21 protein-coding genes are annotated in these 15,937 nt (G+C 33.8%); 14 read left to right on the top strand and 7 right to left on the bottom strand.

Features of this window, described 5'->3' with window-relative positions; translation table 11 throughout:
• Both SOY52_RS01545 and SOY52_RS01540 read left to right on the top strand, forming a co-directional pair.
• The coding region (locus tag SOY52_RS01545) for a hypothetical protein (RefSeq protein WP_320847225.1) at positions 1-457 on the top strand (457 nt) is incomplete at its 5' end.
• Positions 458-562: 105 nt separating this feature from the next.
• Positions 563-1,723, top strand: a complete 1,161-nt coding sequence (locus SOY52_RS01540) for an N-acetylglucosamine-6-phosphate deacetylase (RefSeq protein ID WP_320847224.1) — start codon at positions 563-565, stop codon at positions 1,721-1,723.
• Between the two features lie 41 nt (positions 1,724-1,764).
• Here SOY52_RS01540 and SOY52_RS01535 read toward each other — a convergent pair whose 3' ends face one another.
• Positions 1,765-3,522 (bottom strand): proline--tRNA ligase, encoded by a 1,758-nt coding sequence (locus SOY52_RS01535; protein WP_320847223.1) that lies wholly within the window; start codon positions 3,520-3,522, stop codon positions 1,765-1,767.
• A 115-nt stretch (positions 3,523-3,637) separates the two neighbouring features.
• On the opposite strand from SOY52_RS01535, the gene SOY52_RS01530 reads away from it, so the two are divergent.
• The 6 genes from SOY52_RS01530 (at position 3,638) to SOY52_RS01505 (ending at position 8,215) form a co-directional block, all read left to right on the top strand.
• Positions 3,638-4,258, top strand: a complete 621-nt coding sequence (locus tag SOY52_RS01530) for a class II aldolase/adducin family protein (protein ID WP_320847222.1) — start codon at positions 3,638-3,640, stop codon at positions 4,256-4,258.
• A gap of 9 nt (positions 4,259-4,267) precedes the next feature.
• A complete protein-coding gene (locus SOY52_RS01525; protein WP_320847221.1) occupies positions 4,268-5,104 on the top strand; it encodes a transketolase in 837 nt (278 codons plus the stop codon).
• A 1-nt stretch (position 5,105) separates the two neighbouring features.
• On the top strand, positions 5,106-6,050 hold the full coding sequence (locus SOY52_RS01520) for a transketolase family protein (protein WP_320847220.1): 945 nt from the start codon (positions 5,106-5,108) through the stop codon (positions 6,048-6,050).
• The gene (locus tag SOY52_RS01515; protein WP_276998857.1) at positions 6,047-6,502 is read left to right on the top strand and encodes a methylated-DNA--[protein]-cysteine S-methyltransferase; all 456 of its coding nucleotides are present in this window, start codon (positions 6,047-6,049) and stop codon (positions 6,500-6,502) included. The genes SOY52_RS01520 and SOY52_RS01515 overlap by 4 nt, the downstream gene beginning before the upstream one ends.
• A gap of 45 nt (positions 6,503-6,547) precedes the next feature.
• Positions 6,548-7,414 (top strand): AraC family transcriptional regulator, encoded by an 867-nt coding sequence (locus SOY52_RS01510; RefSeq protein ID WP_320847219.1) that lies wholly within the window; start codon positions 6,548-6,550, stop codon positions 7,412-7,414.
• 81 nt (positions 7,415-7,495) lie between these two features.
• Positions 7,496-8,215 (top strand): DUF6062 family protein, encoded by a 720-nt coding sequence (locus SOY52_RS01505; RefSeq protein WP_320847218.1) that lies wholly within the window; start codon positions 7,496-7,498, stop codon positions 8,213-8,215.
• Between the two features lie 22 nt (positions 8,216-8,237).
• Here the strand turns inward: SOY52_RS01505 and SOY52_RS01500 are convergent, their stop codons facing one another.
• Complete coding sequence (locus tag SOY52_RS01500) at positions 8,238-8,780, bottom strand: hypothetical protein (protein ID WP_320847217.1); 543 nt, start codon at positions 8,778-8,780, stop codon at positions 8,238-8,240.
• A complete protein-coding gene (locus SOY52_RS01495; protein ID WP_320847216.1) occupies positions 8,765-9,181 on the bottom strand; it encodes an OsmC family protein in 417 nt (138 codons plus the stop codon). The genes SOY52_RS01500 and SOY52_RS01495 overlap by 16 nt, the downstream gene beginning before the upstream one ends.
• A 58-nt stretch (positions 9,182-9,239) precedes the next feature.
• On the opposite strand from SOY52_RS01495, the gene ilvA reads away from it, so the two are divergent.
• Genes ilvA through SOY52_RS01480 form a run of 3 tightly spaced genes read left to right on the top strand, consistent with a single transcriptional unit; the run spans position 9,240 to position 11,808 of the window.
• Positions 9,240-10,439, top strand: a complete 1,200-nt coding sequence (ilvA, locus tag SOY52_RS01490) for a threonine ammonia-lyase (RefSeq protein WP_320847215.1) — start codon at positions 9,240-9,242, stop codon at positions 10,437-10,439.
• Positions 10,436-11,242 carry an HAD family hydrolase gene (locus tag SOY52_RS01485; protein ID WP_320847214.1) on the top strand — a complete coding sequence of 269 codons (807 nt, stop codon included), beginning with the start codon at positions 10,436-10,438 and terminating at the stop codon, positions 11,240-11,242. Before ilvA ends, SOY52_RS01485 begins: the two co-directional genes overlap by 4 nt.
• Positions 11,239-11,808: a TetR/AcrR family transcriptional regulator gene (locus SOY52_RS01480; protein ID WP_320847213.1), complete on the top strand. Its 570-nt coding sequence runs from the start codon at positions 11,239-11,241 to the stop codon at positions 11,806-11,808. The genes SOY52_RS01485 and SOY52_RS01480 overlap by 4 nt, the downstream gene beginning before the upstream one ends.
• Before the next feature lie 21 nt (positions 11,809-11,829).
• On the opposite strand, the gene SOY52_RS01475 is transcribed toward SOY52_RS01480, so the two are convergent.
• Genes SOY52_RS01475 through SOY52_RS01465 form a run of 3 tightly spaced genes read right to left on the bottom strand, consistent with a single transcriptional unit; the run spans position 11,830 to position 13,668 of the window.
• Complete coding sequence (locus SOY52_RS01475) at positions 11,830-12,414, bottom strand: J domain-containing protein (RefSeq protein WP_320847212.1); 585 nt, start codon at positions 12,412-12,414, stop codon at positions 11,830-11,832.
• Positions 12,411-13,229: a DUF5685 family protein gene (locus SOY52_RS01470; protein WP_320847211.1), complete on the bottom strand. Its 819-nt coding sequence runs from the start codon at positions 13,227-13,229 to the stop codon at positions 12,411-12,413. Before SOY52_RS01470 ends, SOY52_RS01475 begins: the two co-directional genes overlap by 4 nt.
• Position 13,230: 1 nt before the next feature.
• Positions 13,231-13,668 carry a hypothetical protein gene (locus tag SOY52_RS01465; protein ID WP_320847210.1) on the bottom strand — a complete coding sequence of 146 codons (438 nt, stop codon included), beginning with the start codon at positions 13,666-13,668 and terminating at the stop codon, positions 13,231-13,233.
• A 75-nt stretch (positions 13,669-13,743) separates the two neighbouring features.
• Here SOY52_RS01465 and SOY52_RS01460 point away from each other — a divergent pair, with 75 nt between their 5' ends.
• Positions 13,744-13,953, top strand: a complete 210-nt coding sequence (locus SOY52_RS01460; protein WP_320847209.1) for a zinc ribbon domain-containing protein — start codon at positions 13,744-13,746, stop codon at positions 13,951-13,953.
• 8 nt (positions 13,954-13,961) lie between these two features.
• Positions 13,962-14,684 carry a glycerophosphodiester phosphodiesterase gene (locus SOY52_RS01455; protein WP_320847208.1) on the top strand — a complete coding sequence of 241 codons (723 nt, stop codon included), beginning with the start codon at positions 13,962-13,964 and terminating at the stop codon, positions 14,682-14,684.
• Here SOY52_RS01455 and SOY52_RS01450 read toward each other — a convergent pair.
• Positions 14,671-15,453, bottom strand: a complete 783-nt coding sequence (locus tag SOY52_RS01450) for a nitroreductase family protein (RefSeq protein ID WP_320847207.1) — start codon at positions 15,451-15,453, stop codon at positions 14,671-14,673. The two genes, SOY52_RS01455 and SOY52_RS01450, sit on opposite strands and share 14 nt — an antisense overlap.
• A gap of 74 nt (positions 15,454-15,527) precedes the next feature.
• Between SOY52_RS01450 and SOY52_RS01445 the strand changes: the two genes are divergently transcribed.
• Positions 15,528-15,899, top strand: a complete 372-nt coding sequence (locus SOY52_RS01445; protein ID WP_320847206.1) for a Fur family transcriptional regulator — start codon at positions 15,528-15,530, stop codon at positions 15,897-15,899.
• Positions 15,900-15,937 lie beyond the last annotated feature (38 nt).

Genomic DNA, 15,937 nt, shown 5'->3' with positions numbered 1-15,937 from the left:
GATAGTAATCTTTCTAATGGAAGAGGATATCTTTGATAGAGGAAAGCAGTTATATAAATTTAAAAGGACAGAAGAGGAATCAAAGTTGCCACTTGATGATGGTAGTTTTATAATTTATGTAAATGCTAAAAACAAAGGAAGAGAAGAATTAGATAATCTAATGCAAAGTCTAGTATCAGATGATTATCTTAAAATGAAAGATACTGTAATTAAGGAGACAACAATGACTTATAAAACAACAATAGAAGGTGAAGACCATGTATGTGATGCTGTACAACAGTATGCTGAAAAGTATGCTGCTAAGTCTTATGATAATGGAAGAAATGAAGGTAGTGTAAATTCTTTAGCTTCTCTTATTATAAGTGGAAATATCTCTCTTAAATTAGCAATTGAAAATTCAGGTTTATCAAAAGATGAATTTTTATCTATCGCTTCACGTTTAGGCTATAAGCTTTAAAAAAATTAGGGAGTAATTGTTAAAGACTTTTACTCCTTTTTTATTGAATATGGTTTCGTAATTATTTGAGATAATTACGACGATATATTGTGGTATTATTGGTATATGGATAAATATACTATTATTAATGCTAACATTGTCTTAAGTAATAAAATTATTGAAAAATCCTCTCTATATGTGGTTGATGGAATAATCATGGATATTAATGGAGAAGTCCAAGGTGATGTAATTGACGCAAAGGAAATGTATCTAGCTCCTGGAATGATAGATATGCACATACATGGTGCTGGAGGCTTTGGCTCAGATTTAAATATCAGTAAAGATAATTTATCAGCTATGGTTTCTTTTTTGGAAAGTAAAGGTATTACTACCTTTGCTTTAGCTTCATGCGCATCAATTAATTTCCTAGAAAGGATGAAGGGGCATCTAGATTTATCAACACTATCTGAATACGTTGCAGGCGTATATTTTGAAGGTCCTTTTATTAATGTGGAAAAGAAAGGAGGGCTTCCTTTAGATAGTATATGTAATCCAGATAAAGAGTATCTTGAAAAGATATTATCGTACAAGGTTAATGGCAGACCACTAGTTAAAGTAATGACAGTTGCCCCTGAGCTTGAAGGAATTGATGAAATAATACAAATACTTAATCAAAATAAAGTAAAAGTATCTTTTGGCCATTCAATGGCTAGCTTTAAAGATGCAATGAAATATCCTTCAAATCATGTAACCCATCTATATAATGCTCAAAGAGGGTTAGACCATAAGAAAGCTGGGCTTGCTCTCTATCCTTTTATTGATAAAACCGCTACCTATGAACTAATTTGTGATGGAGTCCATGTTGATCAAGATTTAGTAGATTTCACTCTAACTACAATTAAGCCTAACAGACACTGTTTAATCTCCGATGGAATGAGTTTTTGCGGGCTTGGGAAGGGAAATGGAAAATACCTTGGAAAAGATATTTATAGTGATGGAAAAGCTTGCTACTACACTGATAATAATGTGTTAATAGGATCTGCTTGCTTAATAAGTGAAACTGGTAAAAATCTTGTTAAACGAAATATATTAACAATTCCGGAGTTGTTTATATCTGCAAGCTTAAATCCAGCTCGAGTATTAGGATTAAACGATAGAGGTCAAATTAAGAAAGGCTTGAGAGCTGATTTAATTATGCTTGATGAAGAATTAAATATCCAAAGAGTTTTTAAAGCAATAAATCCAGGTATGAAAATGCTTAGTGAGTGTTCACGTTGTTGCCCATAAAAAGTTAGGAGCTAAGGTTTTCTTAGCTCCTAAAAAAATAATTAATTGAGTTCTTTTTCTACGATGTTGTCATCAATCTCTTTTTGAAGCTTATTAATTGTCTCTTTAACCTCGTTAACTAAGTCAGAGAGTAGGAATGATGTTGTTTCATCTGTTTCTCGAATTTTAACTTCAACCTTACCTTCCTTAAGAGATCGGTTACCAATAGTAATTCTAATAGGAACACCAATGATATCAGCATCTGCAAACTTAACACCAGCAGATTCCTTTCTATCATCGTATAGTACATCAATACCTGCATCCTGGAGCTCTTTATAGAGGTCTTCACCAATTTGTGTATCTTTAACAAGTGAGATTAAATGTACTTGATATGGTGCAACTGAGATAGGAAGCTTTAGTCCCTTTTCATCGTTGTATTCTTCTGCAAGACAAGCAAGAAGTCTTCCAACTCCAATTCCATAAGAACCCATGATAACTGGTTTCTTAGAGCCATCTTCTGCTGTATAGAAGCAATTCATTGCAGCAGAATATCTTGTGCCAAGCTGGAAGATGTTACCAATTTCAACACCCTTGCTAGCTGTGAGTTTTTCGCCACATTCTGGACAGATATAACCATCACGAGCACTTGCAATATCGGCAACAATACCTTTGTAGTCACGACCAAAGTTTGTATTGATATAGTGGTATCCTGCTTCATTTGCCCCTGCAACAAGATTGTTTGAATAAGCAACAGAGTCATCAATAATTGTAATGAAGTCTCCCTCTGCTCCTATTGGAGAGCCAAACCCTGGAACAATTTTACAAGCTGTAATTTCTTCTTCATGAGCTGGACGAATTGAGTTAGCTTTAGCAGCATTAGAAAGCTTACTCTCTTCAACATCCATGTCTCCTCTGATGATAGCAACGATAAGCTTATCTTTTTCTTCACCAGTTTTATCGTTGATAAATGTACCAACCATAAATACAGCTTTTGCTGTTTGTCTAGCTTCAATGTTTAATAAAGCAGTTAAATCATCAATAGTCTTCGCATTTGGAGTAGCAATCTTTTCAAGAGGCTTTTCTTCTTCTTTGAAATATTCTTTCTTAAATGCTGCAACTTGTCTATTTGCTGTATATCCACAGTGCTTACATGTGATAATTGTATCTTCACCAATAGGAGAAAGATACATGTATTCATGTGAAACCTTACCACCCATCATGCCTGAGTCAGCACCAACAGCAATTGCAGGAAGACCACAACGAGAGAAGATTCTGAAGTATGCTTTGTAGTGGTCTCTATAAACTTTATCTAAGCCTTCTTGATCCTTATCGAAAGAGTATGAGTCCTTCATTGTGAACTCTCTTACTCTAATCAAACCTGCACGAGGACGTGGGTCATCACGCCACTTTGTCTGAATTTGATAAACTAATAAAGGAAGACGCTTGTATGAATCAATTTCAGTTCTTGCAAGATCTGTAACAGCCTCTTCGTGAGTCATAGCAAGTACCATATCTCTGCCTGCACGGTCCTCAAAACGGCTCATTTCTTTATCGATAGAGTAGTATCTACCTGTTTCTTTCCAAATATCAGCTGTATTAACAACTGGCATTAAAATCTCTTGTGCTCCAATTTTATCCATCTCTTCACGGATAATTGTCTCAATCTTAGTTGTAGCTTTAAATCCGAGAGGGAGAAGTGAGAAAATTCCTGCACCCAATTGACGTATATAACCTGCTCTTAACAAGTATTCATAGCCTTTGCAATCTGCACCATTAGGAGCTTCTCTCAAAGTCCTTGAAAACATATTAGACATTCTCATATTTGTAATATCTCCTGCGCTTGAAAGTCATTCTACATCAAAGGTTAATTCGTTTCTACACCTTTGAAATGGACTTGTTCTTTTATACTTGTTTTTGTGATAATATTAACTTGCTATGAATTACCAAGAAGAAAAAGCATTAGTTGCCAAAACAATGGGACGTCTTTATTTAAGAGGATTAACAACAGCTACTGGAGGAAATGTATCAGCACGCTGTGGAGAAATAATGTTAATTACTCCATCTGGAAAAGATAAATCATCATTAACTTATGATGATATTGCACAGGTTAATATTGAAACCGGAGAGCAAATAGGAACAAATTTTAAACTTAGTATTGAAAGTGAAATGCATAGACAAATATATCTAAAAACAAATGCACTAGCAGTAGTTCACTCACATCCTAATTTTGCTTCTCTTTTCTCTGCTTTAGATGAGAAAATTAATACTCATTTAATTGCTGAAACCTATTATTTATTAGATGAAGTAATAAAGGTCCCTTATGAATTAATGGGTACAAAAGAACTTGCAGAAAAGGTTAGCACCTATGCAAAAGACCATGTTGCACTTCTATTGGAAAACCATGGTGCATTAACTACAGGAAAGACTTTATTATCAGCATTTGACCGTATGGAGGTTTTAGAGCAAAGTGCTAAACTTACATATCTCTCAAAATGCTTTAGTAATACAAATGATATTTCGGGCGATAGATTATTAGCTATCGCAGCTATGAGATAGGAGATTATTATGCTTAGTGAAGAAAAGAAAAAGCAGCTAAAAAAGACAGCTCTTGCTCTAAGAGAAAGTACAATTAGAGAAATTTCTGCATTTGGATCTGGTCATATTGGTGGTAGTATGTCAATAATAGATTTATTAACATATCTTTATTATGAAGAGATGAACATTGATCCTAATGATCCTAAAAAATTATCTAGAGATAGATTTGTTTGTTCAAAAGGTCATGCAGGCCCTGCTGTATATGCAACACTTCAAAGTAAAGGATATTTTCCACAGGAGTGGCTTTCAACACTTAACCAGGGTGGCACAAAGTTACCTTCTCACTGTGATATGACAAAAACCCCAGGAATTGATTTCACAGGAGGTTCTCTTGGACAAGGAATTTCTGCTGCAGTAGGTATTGCTCTTGGCCAAAAGCTACAAAAGTTAGATGCAAGAACTTATTGTGTTATTGGTGATGGAGAAGCTCAAGAAGGACAGGTTTATGAAGCTCTCGAAACTGCAGGTGCTTGGGGTTTAGATAATTTAATGATTTTCTTAGATAATAATGGTCAGCAACTTGATGGCTATGTTAAAGATATTATTCCTCAATATAATCTTGAAGAACGTTATAAGAGCTTTGGCTTTGAAGTTGCAACAATTAACGGCCATGATTTTGATGAAATTGCCAATGTAATAAATAAAGCAAAGGAAACTAAGGGTAAACCATTCTTTGTTATTATGAATACTCAAAAGAGCCATGGATATATCCCTGGTGAAGGAGTAAAGTCCAACCACTCAATGCCTATTTCTGCCGAAGTGTGTGAAAAAGCAATTGAGGATCTTAAGGCAAGAGAGGAGGTGTAAGATGGCATTTGAAAAGAAATCTCACTATAAAGAAGTTTTGATGGATGCGATAATTGATATCGCTAAAGAAAATGATAAGGTTGTATTTTTAGATGCTGATTTATCATCATGTATCGGCTCAACTGCTTTTGAAAAAGTATTCCCAGAAAGATTTTTTAACTGTGGTATTGCAGAAGCTAATATGGTGGGTGTAGCAGCTGGTTTAGCTAGTACAGGAATGGTTCCATTTGTTCACTCATTCGGTTGTTTTGCTTCTCGTCGTGTATATGACCAACTATTTTTATCAGTAGGTTATACACACCAAACAGTTCATGTAATTGGTTCTGATCCTGGTATTACTGCACAGTACAACGGTGGAACACATATGCCTTTTGAGGATATTGCATTAATGCGTCAAATTCCTAATATGGCTATTGTTGAACCTTCTGACGATTACTCTCTTTATATGCTCACAAAAGCAGTATATGAGAATGGAACATCTTCATACATTAGAACTCCAAGAAAAGGTATTAATTCTATCTATAGTGATGGAGAAGAAATTAAACTTGGAAAAGCAAAGGTATTAAGAGAAGGTGATGATGTTGCAATTATTTCTCTTGGGGCACATTTAGTAACTGAGAGTTTAAAAGCCTACGATATTCTAAAAGAGCAAGGTGTTAATGCGACAGTAATTGACTTACTTAGTATCAAGCCAATGGATGAAGAGACTATTCTTGAAGTTGCAAAGAAGTGTGGTAAGGTTCTAGTTTGCGAGAATGGTCGTTATGCTGGTGGAGTTGGTGAAGGTATTGCCTCATTACTTGCAAAGAATTATCCATGTTTAATGGATTTTATCTGTGTCGGTGAACGCTTTGGAGAAGTAGGAAACCTTAAATACCTAGCATCAGCTTTTGGTTTTACTGCAGATAATATTGCTGCAAAGGCACTTTCTTTAGCAAAAAAATGACAACTAGTATTAGCTCAATTATTGGACAATTATTTATCTCGGCTAATGATAATTTTATTACAGAGATTACATTAGAAAAACGAGAGGAGAGTGGAACTACACCTCTCCTTGAAAGAGCAAAAAGTGAGCTAGATGAATACTTTAAAGGTCTGAGGAAGGACTTTGACCTTCCTCTAGACCTACATAATTTAACCCAATTCCAGCAAAAAGTACTTATATCTTGTAGAAAAATTCCATATGGACAAACTGTAACATATGCTGATATTGCAAGAGATATTAATTCTCCTAAAGCTTCAAGGGCTGTAGGTAATGCACTACATAACAATCCTATAATGATTGTAATTCCATGCCATCGTGTTTTAGCAAAGAATAATATTGGTGGTTTTGGATCTGGTATAGAGATAAAAAATAAATTACTAATTCTTGAAAGTGAGCAAAAAACATCGAGTTAATTATTAGCCATATTATGTAATCTTTTTCTCGTAAGGAGGAATAGAATGGATAGAGAGATAGAGGCAGTACAGAGGATGCAAGATTATATTAAGGAGCATCTTACTGAAGATATCACTCTAAAAGAGCTCTCTGAGGTAGCGCTTTACTCACCATGGTACTCATACAGAATATTTGTAAAACATACTAATATGACTGTATCGAAGTACATTAGGTCTCTTCGTTTAAGTCAAGCAGCTGTAAAACTTCGCGATGAAGGCTTAAGTGTAACCAAGGTATCCATGGATCTTGGTTTTGGATGTGTAGATGGCTTTCAAAGAGCTTTTAAGGACGAGTTTGATATAAACCCTAAATCTTATTCAATTAATCCTATTCCAATTCCTTTATTCATTCCTTATGGAGTGAAATATCGAGAGAGAAAGGAGAAAAAAGAAATTATGGAAAGTAAAAATGTTTTTATTTCACTTGTTGAAAAAACAGAAAGAAAAATTCTTTGCAAAAGAGGGCTTAAAGCAGATGAATATTTTTCTTACTGCGAAGAAGTAGGTTGTGATATTTGGGGTATATTAAAAAGTATAGATAAAGAACCTCTATGTTTATACTTAACAAAGCAATATATCAAAGAAGGAACATCTTCATATATTCAAGGTGCTGAAGTTCCTGTGAATTATTCTGGAGTAATCTCTCAAGGTTTTGAGTTAATGACTTTACCAAAGACAACATATTTAATGTTCCAAGGTGAACCTTTTAAAGAAGAGGATTTTGAAGAAGCAATAACTAGTCTAAAGAGAGCAATAGAAAAATATAATCCATCTACTCTTGGCTATGCTTTTGATGATAACGAGCCAAGGATTCAACTTGAGCCAATCGGAGAAAGAGGTTATATTGAATTGGTTCCAGTAAGGAGAAAATAACTTAAAAGCACTCAGAAATGGGTGCTTTTTTTAATCTTTTTTTTCTCCATAGCAGTAATTTCTCTGCTATCATTTTTTACTATGAAAGAAGTATTAGAAACAATTCCTGTATGGGATGCATTAAAAGAAGATACAGAGTGTCCAATTTGCTCTTTAATGAAAAAAGCCGAAGAGGATGCATTAAAATATTATCTAGGACCAGCAGTAATGGTTCCTGAGATTAGAGTTGAAATAAATAAAAAAGGATATTGTAATAAGCATTGGCAAATGCTTGCAGACTTAAATAAAGCTCAACCTTTAGCTCTATCTCTTGATACCTACTATGAAGAGAGTAAAAAGCTATATAAACCAAAATTTGAGCAAATTAAAAATACATCAAATCCACGAAAGGCATTAAAATTATTTGCTCAATTTGAAGAAGCTGTTCAAAGTAGAGAAGATGGGTGCCTTGTTTGTGATTACATGAAAAAGCGACTAGATAGATATGCCGCAACCTTTGCTGTCTTATATAAAGAGGATAGTGACTTTAGAGCTGCTTTAGCAAATAGTAAAGGTTTTTGTATTCACCATACTCTTGATTTAGTCCATGCTGCAAAAGCAGAGTTATCAGGAGGTGACTTAGCTAGTTATCTTCAACTATTAGCTAATCTTTTAGATAATAACTTAGATAGGATTCAAAAGGATGTTTGGTGGATGACCCAAAAATATAAGAGTGAAAATAAAGATAAACCTTGGAATGGTTGTGAGGATGCATTCAAAAGAGGTGTTGATAAATTAACAGGAAAAGGAATTTTAAGTTAAGCATAGAGAGATAGTTTGTTTTTCAAACTATCTCTTCTACCTTCTTCTTTCTTTTTCTTTTATTAGGAATTAATAATAACTGTTCATCTGGGCCTGCATCTTCCATACGCTTTAATAGCGATTCACTATAGTCATGCTTTGAAAGATGAAGGTAATCGGTGAATGTAGAAGCAAATCTGTAGACTAATAAATAATCTTTTTCTCGAAGAAGCGAGAGAGCAATAGTAAAAGCTCCTGTTTCTTCATGTAGCTTAGATGCTTCTTCTTTCTTTAAATTACTTAAATAATCTTCTTCAATAAAAATTGCCATTACAGGAGAGAAATTTCTTTCTCTAATAATTATTTCAGGAATAGAAGAAGCCCCAACTACAAGAGGCAGATTAATATCTACAAGATATTGATTTGCTGTAATTTTATCAAATTCACTTGCAAGACGATGAGCGAAGGCTGTTTTAGCCTTTTTAACATCAAATAAATAAGGATAGTTTTTAAAAGTACTTTCGATAGCACTTCGGAAAGAATCGAAGAGTGCAATCTCAAGTTTCCTTGTTATTCTACCTGGCAAATTACTAACTCCATTTTGCTTACTTTAGCTATTGTCTGATAAATTGAACAATAATTGCTAGTTTCAATGCATGCTTCTTTGAAAAGCTCAAAAGAAGATGGATTTTTAACACTTATTGTCATCTTTGTATGTTCAAGGGTAGTTGGGGTTTCACTCCTTTTCTCGCCTTCAACATGTATATCACAGCTATCATAAGTTACTCTACCTTTTAAAAGGTCAACAAGTGTAGAATAGTAACAACCTGATAGTGCTCCTAATAGGTATTCATAAGGACCTGTTGAGGAGTCAAAATAATTAGTTACTCCCTCCTTTGAATGGAAGGATCTTGATGTATCATTAAAATTTGCAAATATTTCTCTGCTCATAGTTAAATGATAACTCTTTATTACTATCTTTGTCATGTATTATAAATAATCTGCATCTGTTGATTTTCCGATACTTTTGGAATAATGTTTACCCATGTTATCACTAGACCTTTTATATCAAGCAGCATTCGCTTTAAAGGATGTTGCCAGAAATACAGACTTAATTCGTGCACCTCGTATGTTCCCAAATGACGAGGTTTATTTAAAGACAGAGAACCTTCAGCTAACTGGTTCCTTTAAGTTAAGAGGAGCTTACAATAAAATTGCTCGTCTTTCAGAAGAAGAAAGGGCTAGGGGCGTTGTTGCTTGTTCTGCAGGAAACCATTCACAAGGTGTTGCTTTAGCAGCTCAAAGAGCAGGACTATCAGCTGTAATTTGTATCCCTGAAGGTGCTCCAATTTCAAAAGTTGAAGCAACAAGAAGCTATGGTGCTGAAGTTGTTCTTGTACCAGGTGTATATGATGATGCTTATGAAAGAGCTCTTCAAATTGCTGCAGAAACAGGTAGAACTCTAATTCATCCATTTGATGATGATGATGTAATAGCAGGACAAGGTACTATTGGTCTTGAAATATTAAACCAGCTTAGTAGCGTTGATGCTGTAGTTGTTCCAGTTGGTGGTGGTGGCCTTATCAGTGGTGTTGCATATGCAATTAAGTCACTTAAGCCAAGTTGTAAGGTATATGGTGTACAGGCTGCTGGAGCTCCTAGTATGTATGAAGCATTAAAACATGGAAAGAGGGAAGCCCTTAAGAATGCAGCATCTCTTGCTGATGGAATTGCAGTAAAGATGCCTGGTGAAAAGACCTTCGAGTATTGTCAAAAATATGTTGATGAAATTGTAACTGTTACAGATGATGAAATTGCATCTGCAATACTTACCTTGATGGAGCAACAAAAGCTAGTTAGTGAAGGTGCTGGTGCAACTCCAGTTGCAGCTTTACTCGCTGGAAAGATTGATATTAAAGGTAAGAAGACTGTATGCCTAATCAGTGGCGGTAATATCGATGTAACAATTTTATCTCGTGTAATTACACGTGGTCTTATGATGCAGTCTCGTCTCGTTGAACTTGAAATTGAAGTATTCGATAGGCCAAAGCAACTTGCACAAGTATCTAATCTTGTTGCAGATCTTGGTGCTAACGTATTTAATGTTGAGCATGATAGAAAAACAGATAGTATTGATCTTAAACACTGTATTCTACGCCTAGGTCTTGAAACAAGAGATCGTGAACACATTGATCAAGTTGTAAATGCTATTCGTGAGCATGGTTGGAGATGTAAAGAGCTGTGATTAAATATCTGTTTTTTGATGTAGATGGAACCTTACTCCCATTTGGAGAGGATGCAACAGAGAGTACAAAGCTTGCACTAAAACTTGCTCATGAAAAAGGGCATAAGCTTTTTCTAAGTACAGGAAGAAGTCCTGCTGAACTTGACCCAAGATTAAAGGTATTTCCTTTTGATGGTGGAGTATTCTCCGGAGGTTCTATTGCAATTGCAGATTCTAATAGGATTTATGAAAGATTCTTCTCTGCTGAACAAGTAGAGAAGGTCTTTGAGCTCGCTAATAAAAGAGGATGGCTATTACTGTCACAAACAGATAAAGGCTCTTATATGACTAATCAAATGAGAGATACTCTCTTTGATATGTTTATGAGGTGTAATGGTAGATTACTTGTAATAGATAATCTTTATACAGTTTCTAAATTAGAAGTAATGCCTAATATTACAAAGATGATTTTTATTACACCTGATCATGATGTAAAAAAGGTTAGAGAAGAGCTAAGAGGAATCTTTGATATTGTTGATAATACAATGGGTGTTCCTTTAGATGATTGTGCAGAGATAGTTTTACCTGGGGTATCTAAGTCAACTGGTATGAATGCTATAATGGAGTACTATAAAGCTCCTTTATCAGATTCAATTGCATTTGGAGATGGTGCAAACGATATTGAAATTGTAAGAGATAGTGGACTGGGAATTGCAATGGGTAATGCAAGTGAAGATTTAAAAAGCGTTGCAGATTTTATCACAGGTAGTGTAGATAAAAGTGGTATCTATGATGCATTAAAACATTTTGAGGTGATAGATTGAAAAACGAATATAGATCCTCTATTAGATCTAAAAATTTAATCAGAAATGCACTTTTGTCATTAATGACAGAAAAACCATTTGAGAAAATTACAATAACTGACATTGTTAATCGTGCGGATATCAATAGAGGAACCTTCTATGCCCACTATAGAAGTACTACTGAGGTTTTAGAGAAGATTCAAAGTGATGCAATTAGTGAAGTAAAAACTATCTTTGAATCTATGGACTATAAAAACTTTTTTAATGAATGTGAAAAGACTTTAAAAGAGATTTCTGAGTTTTTAAAAAAGGATTTAGAGTACTATAAAATGCTTGTTGTGATTGATGGTGGAAAAGGATTTGTATCCTCTTGGAAAGAAAGCCTAGTAAATTTCTTTTCTGGCGCATCCTTTTTAAATAGCCAAGGCTTTCCTACAAATGAAATGTATTTAGCAATTAACTTTGTAATTAATGGCCTTGCTGATACATATCTTGATATTTTGCTTGGTAAATCAAAAATTACTCTTGATGAAGCACCTATTTATTTATCTACTCTAGTTAAGAGGGTAATGTCTCCATATTTATAATTTGGGTTTTGTTGTTTCTTTTTAACAACAGAAGAAACAACAAAAACGCATCATTATTAGAGATAAACAGAATGATCCAAGACCTCCTGTATATACATTTCCATAACTTCTATTTGTTTGTTGATAAGTACTTCTACCTGTTTCAAGATAGTTTAATAAATTCTTGTATTCACTATTTTGAGGATCCATTGAACATGCTTTTCTTGCATTAAGAGTTGCTTCAGTTGCATTTCCTAAATTAGCATGACAAATAGCACTTAAATAGTACCACTTAGCATTTCTTTCATTGATAGTAATCTGAGAAAGCGCATTTAAAGCCTCTCTGAATCTATGATATCTGATGTAGTTTTGTGCAGCTTGATATACAAGAGGTTCTTCAGTAGCAGTACTATTATAAGTTGATGTAGATTCAAAAGGATTATAGTTATTCTTTTTATTCATAATCTCATCATATGCAGCATTAATATCCTGCATCTTTTTAGCTGCTTCAGGAGAGTTACCTGTTACATCTGGATGATATTGTTTTGCAAGCTTCTTATAAGCCTTTTTAATCTCTTCTTCACTTGCAGTTGGGCTAACACCTAATACGCTGTAAGGATCATTCATTTCTTTCTATTTAGTACCTCAAACCTGCTCCATACACCACTGTATATGATATTTCGTAATATCGAAAGATTATCATCAAGAGGTAATCTTTCCAAGCTATTTGCAGCTTGGGACAATGGAATTTCAAGTAGCTCTTTTACCACTTTATCAAAGTCTTCTTGGTTAGAAATATCTTTGAGAGGATTAAAGCTACCATGTTTGATATCCTTTTTAAGATCATCATAACTATCCATAATATAGATAAAACTTCCTAAAGATTTACCTATTTCTGTTAACTTCTTATAAAATACATCTTCCTTAGGAGCAAATATCTCTTTAATCATATCTCCTGATAGAGAAGAAAGTGTAACTATATTATTTTCTCCTACTTTCTCAAGTGCAATAATCTTTTGTAGGTTATCTGAAAGACATTCATATTGACGCTTATACTTAACCTTTAACACAGAAATATAGCTTTCAAGCTTTAAAAGCTTTTGCTCATCTCTATTTGAGTCTCCATCGAGTAGATTATCCTTTAATGAAAAATAAGATAAAAGAACTTGCATGTCACTAACATATTCAGTTAGTTCATTTACAGTGTATTTGTGCTTTCCAATTGGGTGTACAGCACATCTTTTTTCATTTTCTTTATCGTTAGTATTATAAAGGTCAGATAGCAAAAGATATAAGAATGTCATATCATATGAAAGTAATGACATTCCTTTCTTACCATATTTTTCTTCAAGTCCATTACATAGACCGCAGTAATATGATTTATATTTATTAAGTTCTTCTTTTGAAAGCTCTTTTCTATTAATAACTACGTAACCGAACATATCAAGTTTTTCCTATAAACTTTTCTCCACATTTAGGACATGTAATACGGACCTTTCCTTTCCCTTTTGGTACAAAGCATGAAGCTTTACACTTTGGACAGTAAAACATTTCATGTGTTTTAAGCTTTTCTTTGAGTGCTTTCTTTTTAGCTTTCTCAGCTTCTTTTGCTGCTTTTTTCTTTGGGTCTGCAGAGAATAAGGTCTTAAACTTATAGTTTTCCTTGTATCTTTTACTTTTATCTTTAGAAAAAATTCTAAAGACACTTAGTGCAAGGAAGCAAACTCCAAGAATTGTTAATACAACTTCAACATAGGGATATGAAAAGGCACCTGCTCCCACTATGCATACTAGTCCTAAGACTGAAAGAAAAAGTGATAGCTCATCAGCTCCTGCTCTATCTTTAAATAAATCATCCACAAACTTTTGAAATTTATTCATAAGTTTAAATATGAGAGATTATGTTCACCTCGTCAATAAAAGTAATATAATATTAATAAGGAGTTTTTAAGTACTATGGAAAAAAGACAATATGTTTGCCCTAAATGTGGGTGTACACACTATGTTTCTGATACGATTCAAACAACTGGTGGAAATTTTTCCAAGCTGTTCGATGTACAAAATAAAAAGTTTATCACAGTATCTTGTGCTGATTGTGGTTACACTGAGCTATATAGAAAAAATAATAATGCAGCACTAGATATCTTAGATTTCTTCATGAATTGAGGTTTTATATGAAAGTAATTGCTCATAGAGGTTTTTCCGGATTATATCCAGAAAATACAATGTTAGCTTTTGAAAAAGCTATTGAAATTGGTGCTGATGGAATAGAACTAGATGTTCATCTTTCAAAGGATGGACATGTAATGATAATGCATGATGAAGCATTAAAAAGAACAGCTGGACTTGATGGCGTAATTTCAGATTACACAAGAGCAGAGCTTGAGAAGATTTCTGCGGGAAAAACAAAGAATGATGAATTTGGGTTTACTCCAATTCCTTCTTTAGATGAGTATCTTTCTTTTATGGCTAGTCATAGAGATAGAATTACTAATATTGAGTTAAAAACAGCACCTGTTTATTATCCTGAGATTGAAGAAAAGACTCTTGAACTAGTAAGAAAATACGACCTTGAGAATAATATTATTTATTCATCCTTCAATTGGCTTTCAATAGTAAGGATGAAGCAACTTGGAAGCACTAGTAAAACAGGATTACTATTTTCAGGAATGAAGCTCTATAACCAAGCATTCATAGTTAATTCTTTAGGAATCGATTATTTCCATCCAGATTTTAATGACTTAACTACAGAAATAGTTAAGTCCTACCTTGATAACAAAGTAGGGCTTAATGTATGGACTGTTAATGAAACAAACGATATAGAAGTTTGTAATAATTGGAATATCGATAGTGTAATAACAAACTATCCTGACCGTGCAATTTCTATTGCTCGTTAATCCAACGATCAATAAAGGTTTTAGCACTTCTATTCATCTCTTCCATAAATGATGATGTATATTTTCTGTTGTAGTAATAATCTGCAACAGAAGCATCTTCAATTGGAAGAAGATGTTTTGATGCAAAGTACTCTAAGTGTTTTTCATACTGAGAATATATATCATCAGAGGTTAAATCTTTATAACCATTTTCCATAAATATAGAAGATGAAGTATCAGGACGAGGTGTTGTTACTTCACTTTTTTTCTCACTTAATGGATAACCCATAATAAGCATTGCTGCAGGGATAGCATGAGAAGGAAGATTTAAAAGTTTTTGAAGTCTTTCATAGTTTTCAATGATATCCCCGATAAAACAAGATCCAAGGCCAAGGGCTTCTGCTGCAACTACCGCATTTTGGCTAGCAATAATTGCATCCTGCATACACAGATGCATGTCACCAAGTCCTGTAGCTCTCAAAGGTTTAGCAAACTTTTCATCTGACTTTGAGTATTTAAAGAACTTCTCCCACTTATTATTATCTGCAAGGAAAATCCACACAATTGGTGCATTTGCAATCATCTTCTGTCCATCACAGATATCAGCAAGTTCATTTTTAATATCTTTATCAGTTATTTCAATAATAGAATATAACTCCATATTCCCTGCAGAAGGAGCTCTCAGTGTTAACTCTTTAAGTTTATCTAAAACCTCTTTTGAAATCTCTTCTTGCTTAAAAGCTCTACAACTCTTTCTTGATTCAATTAATTTAATAGTTTCTGTGTTCATAGAATTTACTTTAACATAAAGTTCAAAAAGTGTGTTGACTAAATGGTTAATTTGAGATTAATTCAATCATATTGATGTATAACACTAAACAAAAAACTCAATTAATAGAGTATTTAAAGACTCAAAAAGACCCCATGAGTGCAACCGAGATTGCAAATAACCTCAAAGAAATTGGAAAGAGCACAGTCTTTAGATTGCTTAAAACATTAGAAGAAGAAAGTATTATTCAAAGCTTTGCTGAAAATAGAATTAAATTTTATATCTATAGTCCTCAATGCTGCCATGAGCATATACATGCTGCTTGTATTAAGTGTGGGCGTTTTATACATCTTGATAGTGAAGCTAGTCATGAAATTGAGAAGGCGATGGAAAAGAGTGGATTAAAAATTGACTCTGATCAAGTAATCCAGTGTGTTTGTGATAAATGTAGGAGCAGTGAGAATTGAAGAAAGCTTTAATAATATTTCTATCTATATTTTTACTT

Origin of the sequence: Bullifex sp., assembly GCF_034103065.1 — a bacterium.
Lineage (GTDB): Bacteria > Spirochaetota > Spirochaetia > Sphaerochaetales > Sphaerochaetaceae > Bullifex.
The sequence above is the reverse complement of the archived record's forward strand: the minus strand, read 5'-3'. Positions and strand labels throughout refer to the sequence as shown.